Source organism: Pseudomonas sp. SBT1-2, assembly GCF_028640875.1.
Classification (GTDB): Bacteria; Pseudomonadota; Gammaproteobacteria; order Pseudomonadales; family Pseudomonadaceae; genus Aquipseudomonas; species Aquipseudomonas chlororaphis_I.
Map to the genome: position 1 here is coordinate 1 of NZ_JAQZAA010000013.1, position 14,123 is coordinate 14,123.

At 65.4% G+C, this 14,123-nt stretch carries 14 protein-coding genes; 3 read left to right on the plus strand and 11 right to left on the minus strand.

Annotated elements, in window-relative coordinates; translation table 11 throughout:
• Positions 1-46: 46 nt before the first annotated feature.
• On the minus strand, positions 47-745 hold the full coding sequence (gene pyrF, locus PVZ78_RS00905; protein ID WP_007931610.1) for an orotidine-5'-phosphate decarboxylase: 699 nt from the start codon (positions 743-745) through the stop codon (positions 47-49).
• A gap of 316 nt (positions 746-1,061) precedes the next feature.
• Between pyrF and PVZ78_RS00910 the strand changes: the two genes are divergently transcribed.
• The gene (locus tag PVZ78_RS00910) at positions 1,062-1,826 is read left to right on the plus strand and encodes a response regulator (protein ID WP_273828119.1); all 765 of its coding nucleotides are present in this window, start codon (positions 1,062-1,064) and stop codon (positions 1,824-1,826) included.
• On the plus strand, positions 1,826-2,869 hold the full coding sequence (locus tag PVZ78_RS00915) for a sensor histidine kinase (protein WP_016702192.1): 1,044 nt from the start codon (positions 1,826-1,828) through the stop codon (positions 2,867-2,869). The genes PVZ78_RS00910 and PVZ78_RS00915 overlap by 1 nt, the downstream gene beginning before the upstream one ends.
• 309 nt (positions 2,870-3,178) lie before the next feature.
• Here PVZ78_RS00915 and PVZ78_RS00920 read toward each other — a convergent pair whose 3' ends face one another.
• From PVZ78_RS00920 to PVZ78_RS00965, 10 genes are all read right to left on the minus strand, one after another.
• A complete protein-coding gene (locus tag PVZ78_RS00920) occupies positions 3,179-4,231 on the minus strand; it encodes an AI-2E family transporter (protein WP_009047793.1) in 1,053 nt (350 codons plus the stop codon).
• A gap of 83 nt (positions 4,232-4,314) precedes the next feature.
• The gene (locus PVZ78_RS00925; protein ID WP_038631081.1) at positions 4,315-5,121 is read right to left on the minus strand and encodes a DUF4892 domain-containing protein; all 807 of its coding nucleotides are present in this window, start codon (positions 5,119-5,121) and stop codon (positions 4,315-4,317) included.
• Between the two features lie 8 nt (positions 5,122-5,129).
• Entirely contained in the window at positions 5,130-5,789 is a 660-nt protein-coding gene (locus PVZ78_RS00930) for a glutathione S-transferase family protein (RefSeq protein WP_023968388.1), read from the minus strand.
• Between the two features lie 50 nt (positions 5,790-5,839).
• A complete protein-coding gene (locus PVZ78_RS00935; protein ID WP_009047790.1) occupies positions 5,840-6,694 on the minus strand; it encodes an alpha/beta hydrolase in 855 nt (284 codons plus the stop codon).
• Positions 6,691-7,497, minus strand: coding sequence for an alpha/beta fold hydrolase (locus PVZ78_RS00940; RefSeq protein ID WP_009047789.1), 807 nt, complete (start codon positions 7,495-7,497; stop codon positions 6,691-6,693). Before PVZ78_RS00940 ends, PVZ78_RS00935 begins: the two co-directional genes overlap by 4 nt.
• 114 nt (positions 7,498-7,611) lie before the next feature.
• Entirely contained in the window at positions 7,612-8,055 is a 444-nt protein-coding gene (locus PVZ78_RS00945; protein WP_007931583.1) for a hotdog fold thioesterase, read from the minus strand.
• Positions 8,056-8,085: 30 nt separating this feature from the next.
• Positions 8,086-9,753: an AMP-binding protein gene (locus tag PVZ78_RS00950; protein WP_028681898.1), complete on the minus strand. Its 1,668-nt coding sequence runs from the start codon at positions 9,751-9,753 to the stop codon at positions 8,086-8,088.
• Positions 9,754-9,967: 214 nt separating this feature from the next.
• Positions 9,968-10,417, minus strand: a complete 450-nt coding sequence (gene sixA, locus PVZ78_RS00955) for a phosphohistidine phosphatase SixA (protein WP_009047787.1) — start codon at positions 10,415-10,417, stop codon at positions 9,968-9,970.
• Positions 10,414-10,761 carry a DUF4389 domain-containing protein gene (locus PVZ78_RS00960; RefSeq protein WP_007931570.1) on the minus strand — a complete coding sequence of 116 codons (348 nt, stop codon included), beginning with the start codon at positions 10,759-10,761 and terminating at the stop codon, positions 10,414-10,416. The genes sixA and PVZ78_RS00960 overlap by 4 nt, the downstream gene beginning before the upstream one ends.
• Before the next feature lie 18 nt (positions 10,762-10,779).
• Complete coding sequence (locus tag PVZ78_RS00965) at positions 10,780-11,805, minus strand: NAD(P)H-dependent glycerol-3-phosphate dehydrogenase (RefSeq protein WP_009042808.1); 1,026 nt, start codon at positions 11,803-11,805, stop codon at positions 10,780-10,782.
• Between the two features lie 194 nt (positions 11,806-11,999).
• Here PVZ78_RS00965 and PVZ78_RS00970 point away from each other — a divergent pair, with 194 nt between their 5' ends.
• A complete protein-coding gene (locus tag PVZ78_RS00970) occupies positions 12,000-14,123 on the plus strand; it encodes a TonB-dependent receptor plug domain-containing protein (protein WP_273828120.1) in 2,124 nt (707 codons plus the stop codon).

Consider the following 14,123-nt stretch of genomic DNA (forward strand, 5'->3'; position numbering starts at 1 on the left):
GCGTCCCCTGTAGGAGCGAGCTTGCTCGCGATAGCGCGAAGCGCGCTTACGCCAGCTCGGCCACCACGGCCGCCAGGGCCTTGGCCGGGTCCGCCGCCTGGCTGATCGGACGGCCGATCACCAGGTAATCGGAGCCGGCATCCAACGCCTGGCGCGGAGTAAGGATGCGTCGCTGGTCGTCCTGGGCGCTGCCCGCCGGACGAATCCCCGGGGTCACCAGTTGCAGCGACGGGTGCGCGGCCTTCAGCGCCTGGGCTTCCAGGGCCGAACAGACCAGACCGTCCATGCCGGCCTTTTCCGCCAGGGCGGCGAGGCGCAACACCTGCTCCTGCGGTTCGATATCCAGGCCGATGCCAGCCAGGTCTTCTCGCTCCATGCTGGTCAGCACGGTCACGCCGATCAGCAGCGGTTTCGGGCCGCTGCGCTGGTCGAGCACTTCGCGGCAGGCCGCCATCATGCGCAAGCCGCCGGAGCAGTGCACATTGACCATCCACACGCCCATCTCCGCAGCAGCCTTGACGGCCATCGCGGTGGTGTTGGGGATGTCATGGAATTTCAGGTCGAGGAAGACTTCAAAACCCTTGTCGCGCAGAGTGCCGACGATTTCCGAGGCGCAACTGGTGAACAGTTCCTTGCCGACTTTGACCCGGCACAGCTTGGGGTCCAGCTGATCAGCCAGTTTCAGTGCGGCGTCACGGGTGGGAAAGTCCAGGGCGACGATGATAGGAGTCTGGCAAGCGGACATGAAGGGGGCTCTCAGGCAAGTCGAAATCGGCGCGGATTGTAGCGCAAGCGACGGCGCTCCGGGACCCGATGATCGGTAATTCATCGCCAACGGCAGCTTGCGTAGCGACAAAACCGTGCAAATGCCCGCGCCTGGCGGCAATTGTGTCGAGCCCGATACACTCCCGACACGCCGGCAACAACCAGCCCGGCTACCCTCGCCAGCCGCAACACTCCCGAACAGCACTTCCAGCCCCAGGGCCGGACGCCTATGCTGAAGCCACCACCTCGCCGCCCCTCTTTGTGGCAGGCAGCCTACCTGGCAGATGATCGCACGCATGCATAACACTCCAGCTCCCCTCAATGACGATCAGAAAGCACCTGGCACGGGTGACGACAAGCGCTGGAACACCCGGGCGCTGATCGTCGACGACGACATACCGATCCGCGAACTGCTGATCGACTACCTGGCCCGTTTCAACATCCACGCCACCGGCGTGAGCGATGGAGCGGCGATGCGCCAGGCCTTGCAGGCGGAACACTTCGACGTGGTGGTGCTCGACCTGATGCTGCCCGGCGAGGATGGCCTGTCCCTGTGCCGCTGGCTGCGCAACGAATCGGACATCCCGATCCTGATGCTCACCGCCCGTTGCGAACCCACCGACCGGATCATCGGCCTGGAGCTGGGGGCCGACGACTATATGGCCAAGCCCTTCGAGCCCCGGGAACTGGTGGCGCGGATCCAGACCATCCTGCGCCGGATCCGCGACGACCGCACCGAACAGCGGGCCAATATCCGCTTCGACAACTGGCGCCTGAACAGCGTGCTGCGCCAGCTGATCTCCGCCGACGGTCTTGTCGTACCGCTGTCCAACGCCGAGTTCCGCCTGCTCTGGGTGTTCATCGAACGCCCGCGCCGGGTGCTGAGCCGCGAACAGCTGTTGGACGCCGCCCGTGGCCGCTCCATCGAAGCCTTCGATCGCAGCATCGACCTGCTGGTCTCGCGCCTGCGGCAGAAGCTCGGCGACGACCCGAAATCGCCGCAGTTGATCAAGACCGTACGCGGCGAAGGCTACCTGTTCGACGCCCGAGACATCGGCTGATGCGCGGGCGCTTCGATACGCTGTTCGGCCGCCTGTTCGGGGTATTGCTGATCGCGATCGTGCTCGCCCACCTGCTCGCCCTCTTCTGGTTCCGCCTCTACGGCCCGCCTCCGCATCCGCGTCCGTCGGCCAGCGAATTCAGCGGCCAGCCACAACCCGGCAACGGGCGCTTCGAACCGCGGCCGCCGCGGCCCTGGTTCGGCGGGCCGATCGTACCGCTGACCTTCCAGTTCATCTCGCTGATCATCGCCGCCTGGTACGGTGCCAAGCTGCTGACCCGACCGATCCAGCGCCTGAGCGACGCCGCCGAGCGCCTCAGCGAAGACCTCGACAGCCCGCCGCTGGACGAGTCCGGCCCGCGGGAAGCGCGGCAGGCGGCCCACACCTTCAACCTGATGCAACGGCGCATCCAGGAGCAGGTCAAGCAGCGCGGGCGCATGCTCGGCGCGGTTTCCCATGACCTGCGCACGCCCCTGTCGCGCCTCAAGCTGCGGCTGGAACAGATCGAAGACCACAGGCTGCAGGGCCAGATGCGCCAGGACCTCGACGACATGATCAGCATGCTCGACGCGACCCTGAGCTACCTGCACGAACAGCGCACCAGTGAAGCTGTGCAGTGGATGGATGTGCAGGCGCTGGTGGAATCGCTCTGTGAAAACGCCCAGGACCAGGGCGCCGACGTGCAGACCAGCGGCCATTGCGCGCCCCTGCAAGTGCAGCCGATGGCCCTGCGTTCCTGCCTGAACAACCTGCTGGACAACGCCCTGCGCTATGCCGGGCATGCCCGCATCAGCCTGCAGGACAGCCGCGAGCAGGTGCTGATCCGGGTCATCGACCATGGCCCGGGCATCGCCGAAGACCAGCGCGAAGCGGTGTTCGAACCCTTCTATCGGCTGGAAGGCTCGCGCAACCGCAACTCCGGCGGCGTCGGCCTGGGCATGACCATCGCCCGCGAGGCCGCCGAACGCCTGGGCGGGCAACTGCACCTGGAAGAAACCCCAGGCGGTGGCCTGACCACCGTGGTGCGCCTGCCCCGCGCCTGAACCGCCGGTGTGTACCGACCGGTACAACGCTCACATACCCACGACACCTCGCCGCCTGAGCGCCGCCGTCACCGTAGCCGCTGCCGAGCAGCGCGAGGCTGCGATCGGCTTGGGCGGCACTCCGACGTAGCGGTCGTAAACCAGTCAACACCTTAGCTCCGGCAGACTACCCATGCTGCGTTTGTGAGCATCAGGTTTCTGCCTGGAAGAATGCATGGCCTGGTTTTACGGCGCTTCGCGGTCGATCGCAGTCTCGCAGGCTCGGCAGCGGCTACAGGAGCGGGCACGAATACCCGCGTTCTGCATGGATCAGCGCTTGTCTTCGACCCGCGCCTGGCTGGCGCTCCAGTCGGTCAACAGGCTGTAGGCCACGGCCAGCAGGGTCGGGCCGATGAACAGGCCGATGAAGCCGAAGGCGATCAGCCCGCCGAAGACCCCGAGCAGCACGATCACCAGCGGCAGGTTGCCGCCCCGGCTGATCAGGTAGGGTTTGAGCACGTTGTCGACGCCACTGATGATGAAGGTGCCCCAGATACCGAGGAACACCGCCATCCCGTATTCGCCTTTCCAGGCCAGCCAGGCGGTGGCTGGAATCCACACCAGCGGCGGGCCCATGGGAATCAGGCTGAGCAGGAAGGTGACAATCCCCAGTACCAGCGCGCCCGGCACGCCGGCGATCAGGAAGCCGATCAGGGCCAGGATCGCCTGGGCCGCCGCGGTGCCGATCACCCCGTTGACCACCCGCTGCACCGTACCGGCCACCAGCTCGATGTAGTAGCCGGCGCGGTCGCCGATCAGGCGCTCCAGCAGCCCATGGACGAACGCCGCCAGGCGCGGGCCGTCGCGATAGAAGAAAAACACGAAGACGATGCTCAGGGTCAGTTCGAGGATCCCGCCACCGATCTGCGCGCTGCGGGCCAGAAGCCAATTGCCGACCTGCCCCAGGTAAGGCTTGATCGCCAGCATCATCGCCGCGCCCTGCTGGTCGATGCTGTCCCACAGCCCCACCAGGCGTTCACCGACGAAGGGCACGCCGGCCAGCCAGCTCGGCGCTTCGGGCAGGCCGTCGACCTGCACATCCTTGATAAAGGCGGTGGCATCGCGCACATGGTCGGCCAGGTTGAAACCGAGCCAGACCAGCGGCGCCGCCACCAGCAGCATCCAGCCCAGGGTCAGCACGGCCGCGGCCAGGGACTCGCGGCCATTGAGCCAGCGGGTCAGCAGGCGCATCAGCGGCCAGCTGGCAAACGCCAGGACCGCCCCCCAGAACAACGCGGACCAGAACGGCGCCATGACCCAGAAGCTGGCGCCGAACAGCACCAGAAGCAGGATCTGCACCAACAGGCGATCATTATTGAGCATGTAGGATCTCGAGAAAGGTCAACTCACCAAGCGTAGGCGAAAGGCGGATCGCCCGTTCGCCTGCGCCCGTTCAATGCAGCAGTTCAGCGCAGCAGCTCAAGGCGCAGGCCTGGAGCCTCGCTGCCGCCGGTTTCCATGCGGGCCGCCCGCACGCCCTGGCCGATCAGGGCCTGGCGCCAGGCCTCGGCATTCGGCCCGGAAACACTGACCCGCAAGGTGGCATCGAGGTTCAACCCGCGTGACAGCAAGGTCAGCCAGGTGGGCTGGGGTTCGCCGCCGAGCTTGGGCAGGTCCAGTTCGCCGGTGTCCTTGAGCTGGCGCAACAGGGTAGCCGAGGTCGGCAACAACTCGCCCAGGGGAGTACTGGCGTCGAACTGCTCGACATGCAGGTACGCCCGGCGATTGCCACGGGTAATGCTGTACAGGGCCACCAGCGAGTTGTCGTTGGGCGCGGCCAGGCGCAACAGCAGGTAGGCCTGCTGGACATCGGCGCCGTACAGCTTGGCGTTGCCGAACACCTCGTTGGCCCACAGGCTGCTTTCCCCGCAATCCCGGGCCTGGCACCAGAACAACAGTTCGGCGCCCTGCTTCTGCAAGGCTTCGCGGGCAGCGGTAAAGGCCGCGGTCGAGGAATGCTCCGGCGGCAGCTCGTAGGTCACCGACGTCGCGGTGCCGCGCGCGCCGACCTGGCCATCGAAACGCAGCTGGCCGCTGATCTTGCGGATCGAGCCCATGGGATAGATCCGCTCCATCTCGGCCGCCGGGCGGTAGTCGACGATCTGCGCGTCAGGCATGCGCGGCACGATCGGCAAGTCATGGCTGCCGGGCAAGTCGGCGGCGAGGAGCAAGGGGCTGGCACAGGACAGCAGCAGGACACTGAATAAACGCATGGATGCTCTCATCGGATCAGCATGGCCTGGGCACCCTTGATGACACTGGCGTCATCCGTGCGCTGCGGAACCAGCAGCCCGCGCTGCACCGCCGGTCGCGCCTCAAGGGTCGCCATCCAGCGTTGCAGGGCCGTCAGCCCCTCCACCGGAACCCCGGACCATTCATGGCCGCGTACCCAGGGAAAGGTGGCGATATCGGCAATGCTGTAGTCGCCGGCGAGGAATTCGACCTCCTGCAAGCGGGTGTCGAGCACCTCGTACAGGCGCCGGGTTTCATGCTGGTAACGATCGATGGCGCCCTGGAGCTTTTCCGGAAAGTAGCGGAAGAACACATTGGCCTGGCCCTGCATCGGGCCGATGCCGCCCATCTGGAACATCAGCCACTGGATCACCCGGGAGCGGCCCTTGGGATCGCTGGGCAGCAACTGCCCACTGAGTTCAGCCAGATAGAGGAGAATCGCGCCGGATTCGAACACGGCGAAATCGCCGTTGGCGCGGTCGACAATCGCCGGAATCCGGCCATTGGGATTGATCTTGAGAAAGCCTGGAGCCTTTTGTTCCTTCTTGTCGAAACTCAGGGCATGCACCGTATAAGGCAGGCCGAGTTCCTCGAGCACGATAGAGACCTTGTGGCCATTCGGGGTCGCAGCGGTGTAGAGATCTATCATGGTTGTCTCCCATTTCAACCCGCCCAGCCTCGACAGTTGCCCGCTGCAAGTCAAGAAACGGCGAAAAACCTATTGAAACAGTCTGCAACAAGGCTCGCGCCGGCTTCGTCGTTCAAGTGCAGGTGATGGCCACCAGGCAGCTGTTCCCGGCTAAAGGGTAGCCGCTCCAGCAACTCCGGGTGCTTGGCCAGCATGCCGTCGGCCGCCACCACCAGATGGGTCGGACAGGACAGGCGCTGGACGAAGGTCATGGCCTGCTCCTGGGTCAGGCGCAGCGGCGAAGCCAGGGTCAGGCGGCTGTCGCTGCGCCAGGTGTAGCCCCCCGGAACCGGCATCAGGCCACGTTGCGCGAGCAGTTCGGCGGCTTCGCGGCTGACCGCGACCATGCCCTTCATCCGCACTTCGATGGCGCGGTCCAGGGTGGCGTAGACCGGCTTGCGCTTTTCCCGCAGGTCCAGCTGGGCCTGCAGGGCCATGCCCATGCGCTCGGCGGCATTCTCACCGGTGGCGGTCGGCGGAATCACCCCGTCGATCAACGCCAGGTGGCTTACCCGCTCGGGCAACGAGCCGGCCAGCACCAGCGAGACGATCGCGCCCAGGGAATGCCCGAGCAGGCCAAAACGTTTCCAGCCCAACTGCTCGGCGACCTGCAACACGTCATACACATAATCCCAGAGCGCATAGCTGGCACCCAGGGGGCGGTGCCCGGAATGGCCATGCCCGGCCATGTCCAGGGCGACGATGCGCAAGCCGCGCAGCCGGGGCGCCAGCCGCGCGAAGCTGTTGGCGTTGTCCAGCCAGCCGTGCAAGGCAATGACCGGCAAACCGTCCTCGGGGCCGAACAGGTGCGCCGCCAGCTCGATATGCGGCAGGCTCAGGCGGACTTCTTCCACCGCGGCGCTCATGCGCAGCTCCGTTCGGCGCGGGTTTCCCAGCGGCTGAAGAGTTTTTTCAGCAGGGCCGCGGTGTCCTGCGGGCGCTCCAGCGGGAACATGTGCCCGCCCGGCATGCTCAGGGATTCGCCATGGGGCATGCGCCCGACACTGCTGGCGTGATGCTTCATCACCACCCGGCTCTGACGCCCGCGCACCACCGCCAGCGGCACCTTCAACTGCCGGGGGCGGCCCGGGCTGGTGTGCGGTACGCCACGATAGATGCTGATCTCGGTGGCCGGGTCGAAGCGCAGCCGCAAACGGCCGTCGACCTGATGCAGGCCGTGTTGCAGGTAGGCGTCGAAACACTCGGGGTCGAAGCCGCGGAACAGGGTCTTGCCGGCAAAGTACTTGCGCGCCGACTCCAGGTCGCTGAACTCCTCGCGCCGGCCCAGGGTCCGGCCGGCGGGGGTCAGGCGGTCGATAAAACCGAAACGCTTGGCGGCGCGAATCACCCATTGATCGGCACGGGTCAGCACCGGCGAGTCGAGCATCACCACCCCGCGATACAGCTCCGGGCAACGCAGCGCCGCGTGCAGGTGCAGGACGCCGCCGAAGGAATGGCCGACGCCCCACACCGGTTCGGCCTGCTGTTGCAGATGGTGGATCAGTTCGTCCACCAGGTTGAGCCAGTTGTCATCCGCCGGAAAGCGCGGATCGTGGGCGTGCTGCTGCAAGTGCGCCACTTGATACTCGGGCGCCAGGGCGGCGAACAACTTGCCGTAGGTCCCCGAGGGAAACCCGTTGGCGTGAGCGAAAAACACCTGTTGCGACATACCGGCTAACTCATGAACAAAAAACGATGGCTGATTGTCCGCACGCCATTGCCCGACGGCAATGACAGTAACGGTCAAGAATGATGACACTCCGCTTCAGCCTATGGGTACCGCTCAACGCGCCGGCGGCGTCTGCCCCAGCGGCACCACGGCCATGGTCAGGCGCGATACGCAACTGGCCTTGCCTTCGTCGCTGCAGAGGCGAATATCCCAGACATGGGTGGTACGCCCGATATGAATCGCCCTGGCCACCGCCGTCACCCGGCCGGAACGCAGGCCGCGCAGATGGTTGGCGTTGATCTCCAGGCCCACGCAGTAGAACTTGCTGGCGTCGATGCACAGGTAGCTGGCCATGGAGCCGACCGTTTCCGCCAGCACCACCGAGGCGCCGCCGTGCAGCAGGCCATAGGGTTGGTGGGTGCGATGGTCGATCACCATGCTAGCGGTCAGGGATTCGTCGTCGAAGGACTCGAAGCGGATGTCCAGCACCTCACCGATGGTGTTTTTCTGGATCGCGTTCAGTTGCTCGATGTTCGGGGTGGTACGCCATAGGCTCATCACTGCATCCTTTAGGGGGGTTAACCGCGCTCAATCCTGCCACAGCACCGCTTCGGAGCGCTCACTCCACTCTTTGAAGCGCTCGCCGTAGGTGGCTTCGATGACATTGCGCTTGATCTTCAGGGTCGGGGTCAGAAAGCCGTTTTCCACCGCCCAACTGTCCTTCACCACCACCAGGCGGTGCAAGCGTTCATGTTTATCGAGCGCGCCGTTGACCTCATCGAGCAGGTTTTCCAGGCTCGCATGCAGGCCGCCACGGGCACCGCCGGCGGCGTCCTGCAAACCGGCCGCGGACAACACGCACAGGCCCAGCGGCGCACTCAGGCCATCGCCGACCACACACACCTGCTCGATCCGCGAATGCACCGCCAGCCGGTTCTCGATCGGCGCCGGGGCCACGTACTTGCCCTTGCTGGTCTTGAAGATTTCCTTGAGCCGCCCGGTCAGGCGCAGATTGCCATCGGCGTCCTGCTCGCCCTTGTCGCCGGTGCGCAGGAAACCATCCGCGGTGACGGTTTCCGCGGTCTTCTGTGGGTCCTTGAAGTAGCCGAGCATGGTCGCCCCACTGCGCACCTGGACCTCTCCGGCCTCGTCGATCCGCACCTCGACGTCCGGGCAAGGCCGACCGATCCAGCCGGGTACATGCTGGCCGCTGCGGCCGATGTGAGAATAACCGCAACTTTCGGTCATGCCGTACACCTCCAGCACGTCGAGGCCCAGGCGCTGGTACCAGCCCAACAGGGTCTGCGGCACCGGCGCGGCGCCGGACAAGGCGACCCGCAGTGCATCCAGCCCCAGCCCGGCCAGCACCTTGTGCCCGACCCGCTTGCCGATGAACGGCAGACCCAGCAGGAAGTCCAGGCGCTTGGCCGGAACCTTGCTGTACACGCCCATCTGGAACTTGGTCCAGATCCGCGGCACACCGAACAGCGCCGTGGGCCGCGCCCGCTGCAGGTCGGTGAGAAAGGTCTCCAGGCTCTCGGCGAAGAACACTGTCTGCCCGGTATAGATCGCCGCCAGCTCGACGAACATGCGCTCGGCCACATGGCACAGCGGCAGGTAGGACAACAGCCGGTCCGTCGGCCCGAGGCCGAACAGCTGGGTGCCGCGGGTCGCCGCAAAACCCAGGGTGCCGAAGCTGTGCATCACGCCCTTGGGCAGGCCGGTGGTGCCCGAGGTGTAAATGATGGTCGCCAGTTGCTCGGCGGCGGGGTTGGGGTCGTCCTGGATCGGCGAGCACTGCTGCAACTGGTCCCAGGTGAAGTCGAAGCGGCCTTCGGGGCAGATCGGCAGGCTGATGGTCGGCAGCCCGGGTTTCACGCCGGGGGCCATCGCCGGCCAGTCATCGAGCTTGCCGATGAACACCAGGGCCGACTCGGAATGCTCCAGCACCTGAGCCACCGAATCGGCGGTCAGGTTGGGATACAGCGGCACGGAAACGTGACCGGCCATCCAGATCGCCAGGTCGGCGATGATCCAGTGGGCGCAGTTCTTGGAAATGATCGCGACATGACTGCCCGGCGGCAGCTCGCGGGCGCGCAGCCAGTGAGCGGCGCGGCGGGCCTGGTGGCCGACGTCGGCCCAGGTCAGCTCTTCGACCCGGCCACCACCCAGGGGCTGGACCAGGAAACGTTGGCGGGGATGACGAGCTTCGCGCTCGTAGAACACTTCCAGCGGCAAACGAAAAGCAGCAGACATGCGACTCGCTCCTTTGTTTTTGTTCTGATCGTGAGGCTAGCCAACCAAGCACTTGCTCGGGCGACTATTCCACGCACAAAGGAACGCTGCAAGTTAAGAAATGTAGCGAAAAGCCCAGATCGTCGTGGGAGCGAGGCTTGCCCGCAATAAGAGGAACGCGCTGCTTCAGACAGTCCGCGCCGCTTCCTTCGCGGGCAAGCCTCGCTCCTACGGTTCAGGGATTCTTGATGCTGTTGAGGGTCATCAGGCCGGCCAGCGGCCAGTCGCCTTCGAGTTCCGCCAGGCCTGCGGTGTGCATCGGCTGGGGATTGCGCAGATGGCCATGCTGCAGGAGGCCGATCAGGTTACCCACCAGCGGCTGGTGGCTGACCAGCAGCACGTTGTCCGCCGAATCGAGCTGGGCGACCACCGACAGCGGGTTGTTGTCCGGCGTCAGCCAGGACACGGTGCGGATATCCGCTTCGAAGCCCAGGGCTTCGCGCACCAGCTTCGCCGTCTGCTGCGCCCGCGCATAAGGGCTGGCGATGATCGCGCTGAGCGGCTGGCCGATCAGGTGCGCGGCGCTGCGCAGCGCTTCCTCGCGGCCATGCTCGGTCAGGTTGCGCTCGGCATCGCTGCGTGCATGCGGCTCGGCTTCACCGTGGCGCAACACCCAGAGCTTCACAGCTTGGGCTCCTCGTCGCGCACCGGATGGGGCGCCGGTGGCACCACGTGCGGCGCTTCGCCTTCAGGGGCGCGCGGGGCCGGCCAGTCGGCGAACGGCCAAGGCTTCTGGTCGGTGTGGAAACTGCCGAAGCGGCCGATCTGCGCCAGGAACTGGCTCAGGCTGTCGCCGAAGTTCATCAGGCTGGCACTTGGCGAGCCGTAGATCAGCCGGTAGATCAACTGCACCAGCACCAACGCGCCGAGGATGAATTGCGCCACTTGCCAGACCAGCACGAACACCAGCATCCACAGCACACGCAGGAGGATGGATTCGTACTTGGCTTCGGAATTCGTATCGTTCATGTCTCGCTCCTGTCCTGCTCAGTTGAAACCACTGGGGGAGATAAAGTCGACATCGGTTTTCGGCTCGCCGCGCATCAGCAGCTCGATGACCTGATTCAGCGTGCGACCTTCAAACAGGATGGCATGTAATCCGGCCACCAGCGGCATATATACGCCCACTTCCTGTGCCTTGACCTTGAGCACCTTGAGGGTGTTCACGCCTTCGGCCACCTCGCCGAGCCGGTCCACCGCCTCTTCCAGGCTCAGGCCTTCGCCCAGGGCGAAACCGACCTGATAGTTGCGGCTCTTGGGCGACGAGCAGGTGACGATCAGATCGCCAACCCCCGCCAGGCCGAGGAAGGTCATCGGGTTGGCGCCCTGGCTGACGGCGAAACGGGTCATTTCCGCCAGCGCCCGGGTAATCAGCATGCTCTTGGTGTTTTCCCCCATGCCCAGCGCCACGGCCATGCCGGCGATGATCGCGTAGACGTTCTTCAACGCCCCGCCCAGCTCGACGCCGAAGCGGTCGGCGCTGGCATAGACGCGGAAGGTACGGCCATGCAGGGCCGCCTGCACGCGCTGGCAGAGTTCTTCGTCTTCACTGGCGACCACGGTGGCGGTCAAGGCGTGCTCGGCCACTTCACGGGCCAGGTTCGGCCCGGACAGCACGCCGATCCGCGCTTGGGGCGCGATCTCTTCGAGGATTTCGCTCATCAGCTTGAAGGTCTGCGCCTCGATGCCCTTGGTCAGGCTGACCAGCAGCTTGCCGGCGAGCAGCTGCGCATGGGGTGCCAGCACCGAGCGCAGAGCGCTGGAGGGCAAGGCGACAAAACACAGATCACTGTCGTTCAGGGTGGCCAGAAGATCGGTCACCGGCTCCACCGCCGGATGAATCTTGATGCCTTTGAGGTAACGCGGATTTTCGCGATGAATGCGAATGGCCTCCGCCTGCTCCGGGTCACGCATCCACTGCCGCACCCGGTGACCGTTCTCGGCCAGCAGATTGGCCACGGCGGTACCAAAGCTTCCGCCTCCCAGGACCGCGATAGGGCGCTGTTCAGTCATATGCAATCCGTCAATCCATACAGTGGCGATGGCGGCATTATACGGGGCGGCCCTGCGGCGGCCAGCCCCGTGAACAATTAGGCACAAATGCCGGGAAAACGCCGATTAGACCCCGGATTGTCGGGGTTATCGACTGGAAAACCCGGTCATCTCGGTTAACATGCGCGGCAATTATCCGTTATCAAGGCTGTGCCGTGTATCCTGGCCCTCCCCTCTCCCGCCCATCGCTCTTGCTGGCGCTGCTTTGCAGCACCCCGGCGTTGGCCGACGATCTGTTCCTGGACAGCCAGCCGCTGCCGGAAATCCTCACCGCCACCCGTCTGAAACAGTCCCCCGCGGCCGTGCCCGGCAGCATGACCGTGCTCGACAGCGAACTGATCAACGCCAGCGGCGCCCGCGACATCAGCGAGCTGCTGCGCCTGGTGCCGGGGATGATGGTCGGCAATATCAACGGCAACCAGGCCGCGGTGAACTATCACGGCACCAATGCCAGCGAAGCGCGGCGCATGCAGGTGCTGATCGACGGGCGCTCGGTGTACCGGGCGGGCCTGGCCACCGTGGACTGGAGCGACATTCCGGTGGCCATGGAGGACATCGAGCGCATCGAGGTGTTCCGCGGCCCCAATACCGTCAGTTACGGCGCCAATGCGCTGATGGCGGTGATCAACATCATTACCCGCTCGCCCGCCAACAGCCACGGCACGCGGGTCAAGGTCACCCGCGGCCAGCGCGGTATCAGCGACTGGTACGCCAGCCAGGGCACCGGCTGGGACAGCGGCGACCTGCGCCTTTCGCTCTCCGGGCAGGAAGACGACGGTTTCGACAGCGATCGCAACGGCGCCGACTACCGCGACAGCCGGCGCTTGAACCGCTTCAGCCTGTCGGTCAGCCAGATGCTCAACGAGCAGCAGAGCATCGACTGGCAGCTCAGCGCCAAGGAAGGCAGCAACCAGCGCCCCTATACCTACCGCCCGGTGTTCTCCGGTATCACCTCGGCCGGCTACAACTCCGACGTGATCGCCAAGGACTATGCCGGCTCGCTGCGCTGGAACCTCGACATCAACCCGGACCATAGCCTTTATATACAAGGCTCGGCCCAGCACTGGGACCGCCAGCAGAACTGGCGCGCCTGTGACGCCGAAGTGTCGTTCAGCCCGGAACTGACCCGCCTCTGGCAGCTCAACCCGAACTACGCCGAAGTGCTGGCCCGGCACATGGAGAATTTCACCGGCTCCGGCGCCCCTCCGGGCACCGCGACCGAACAGGCCCTGGCGAACCAGGTGCTGACGCAATGGAAGGACGGCGCCAAGCGCACGGTCTGCGGGGATATCGACCAGAGCGCCCGTGAATCGCGCTACGACCTCGAACTGCAGGACACCCTGAGCCTGTCCGACGGCGTGCGCCTGGTCAGCGGCCTGAACTATCGCTACGACCGCGCCGACTCGGAAACCTATTTCAACGGCACCCTCGACGACAGCACCTGGCGCGCGTTCGGCCAGCTGGAATGGCGCGCCACCGAACACTGGCTGCTGCAGGGCGGCGCCATGTTCGAGGACTCGCAACTGAGCGGCAGCTCGCTGACCCCGCGGGTGGCGGTCAACTACCTGATCAACCCGCGCCACGGCCTGCGGGCGGTGTATTCGGAAGCGATCCGCTCGCCGGACATGTTCGAGAACAACGTCAACTGGAGCTACCGGGTCACCAAGCTGAGCCCGACCGCCTACGGCCAGCCCAGCGCCCAGTATTTCGTCAAGACCCGCGGCCCGGGCAACCTCGACCAGGAACGCATGCGCTCGCGGGAGCTGGGCTACAACGGCCTTTTCGCCGATCTCGGGCTGAACCTCGATGTGAAGCTGTTCTACGACGAAATCAGCGGGATGATCAGCGAGCCGCTGCGCAACAACCAGTACATCGCCAGCAACAGCAACTCCTCACGCTTCGCCGGCACTGAAACCCAGCTCGACTGGCGCCTGGACCCGGCGGACCGGCTGCGCCTGACGTACGCCTATGTCGACGCCAAGGCCAGCAACCCGCTGGACGAGCAATTGACCGCGCGCCACAGCGGTTCGGCAGGCTGGTTGCGCGACTGGGGCCAGGGCTGGTCCAGCGCGCTCTTCTACTATGGTTCCAGCGCGCTCAACGGTTACCGCTTCGAACGGGTCGATACCCGCGTCGCCAAGCGCATCCCCCTGGGCAAGGGCAGCCTGGAGCTGGCCGGCGTGTTCCAGCAACGGCTCGACGACGAGCCCACCACCTTTGTCGACAACAACTATGACTCGCAACACGTCCTCTACTTCAGTGCGGAGTTGACGTTCTAG

What these genes read in the sequence shown, in the direction of transcription:
- pyrF (WP_007931610.1), bottom strand. Translation starts at nt 745, where the DNA reads ATGTCCGCTTGCCAGACTCCTATCATCGTCGCCCTGGACTTTCCCACC.
- PVZ78_RS00910 (WP_273828119.1), top strand. Translation starts at nt 1,062, where the DNA reads ATGCATAACACTCCAGCTCCCCTCAATGACGATCAGAAAGCACCTGGC.
- PVZ78_RS00915 (WP_016702192.1), top strand. Translation starts at nt 1,826, where the DNA reads ATGCGCGGGCGCTTCGATACGCTGTTCGGCCGCCTGTTCGGGGTATTG.
- PVZ78_RS00920 (WP_009047793.1), bottom strand. Translation starts at nt 4,231, where the DNA reads ATGCTCAATAATGATCGCCTGTTGGTGCAGATCCTGCTTCTGGTGCTG.
- PVZ78_RS00925 (WP_038631081.1), bottom strand. Translation starts at nt 5,121, where the DNA reads ATGCGTTTATTCAGTGTCCTGCTGCTGTCCTGTGCCAGCCCCTTGCTC.
- PVZ78_RS00930 (WP_023968388.1), bottom strand. Translation starts at nt 5,789, where the DNA reads ATGATAGATCTCTACACCGCTGCGACCCCGAATGGCCACAAGGTCTCT.
- PVZ78_RS00935 (WP_009047790.1), bottom strand. Translation starts at nt 6,694, where the DNA reads ATGAGCGCCGCGGTGGAAGAAGTCCGCCTGAGCCTGCCGCATATCGAG.
- PVZ78_RS00940 (WP_009047789.1), bottom strand. Translation starts at nt 7,497, where the DNA reads ATGTCGCAACAGGTGTTTTTCGCTCACGCCAACGGGTTTCCCTCGGGG.
- PVZ78_RS00945 (WP_007931583.1), bottom strand. Translation starts at nt 8,055, where the DNA reads ATGAGCCTATGGCGTACCACCCCGAACATCGAGCAACTGAACGCGATC.
- PVZ78_RS00950 (WP_028681898.1), bottom strand. Translation starts at nt 9,753, where the DNA reads ATGTCTGCTGCTTTTCGTTTGCCGCTGGAAGTGTTCTACGAGCGCGAA.
- PVZ78_RS00960 (WP_007931570.1), bottom strand. Translation starts at nt 10,761, where the DNA reads ATGAACGATACGAATTCCGAAGCCAAGTACGAATCCATCCTCCTGCGT.
- PVZ78_RS00965 (WP_009042808.1), bottom strand. Translation starts at nt 11,805, where the DNA reads ATGACTGAACAGCGCCCTATCGCGGTCCTGGGAGGCGGAAGCTTTGGT.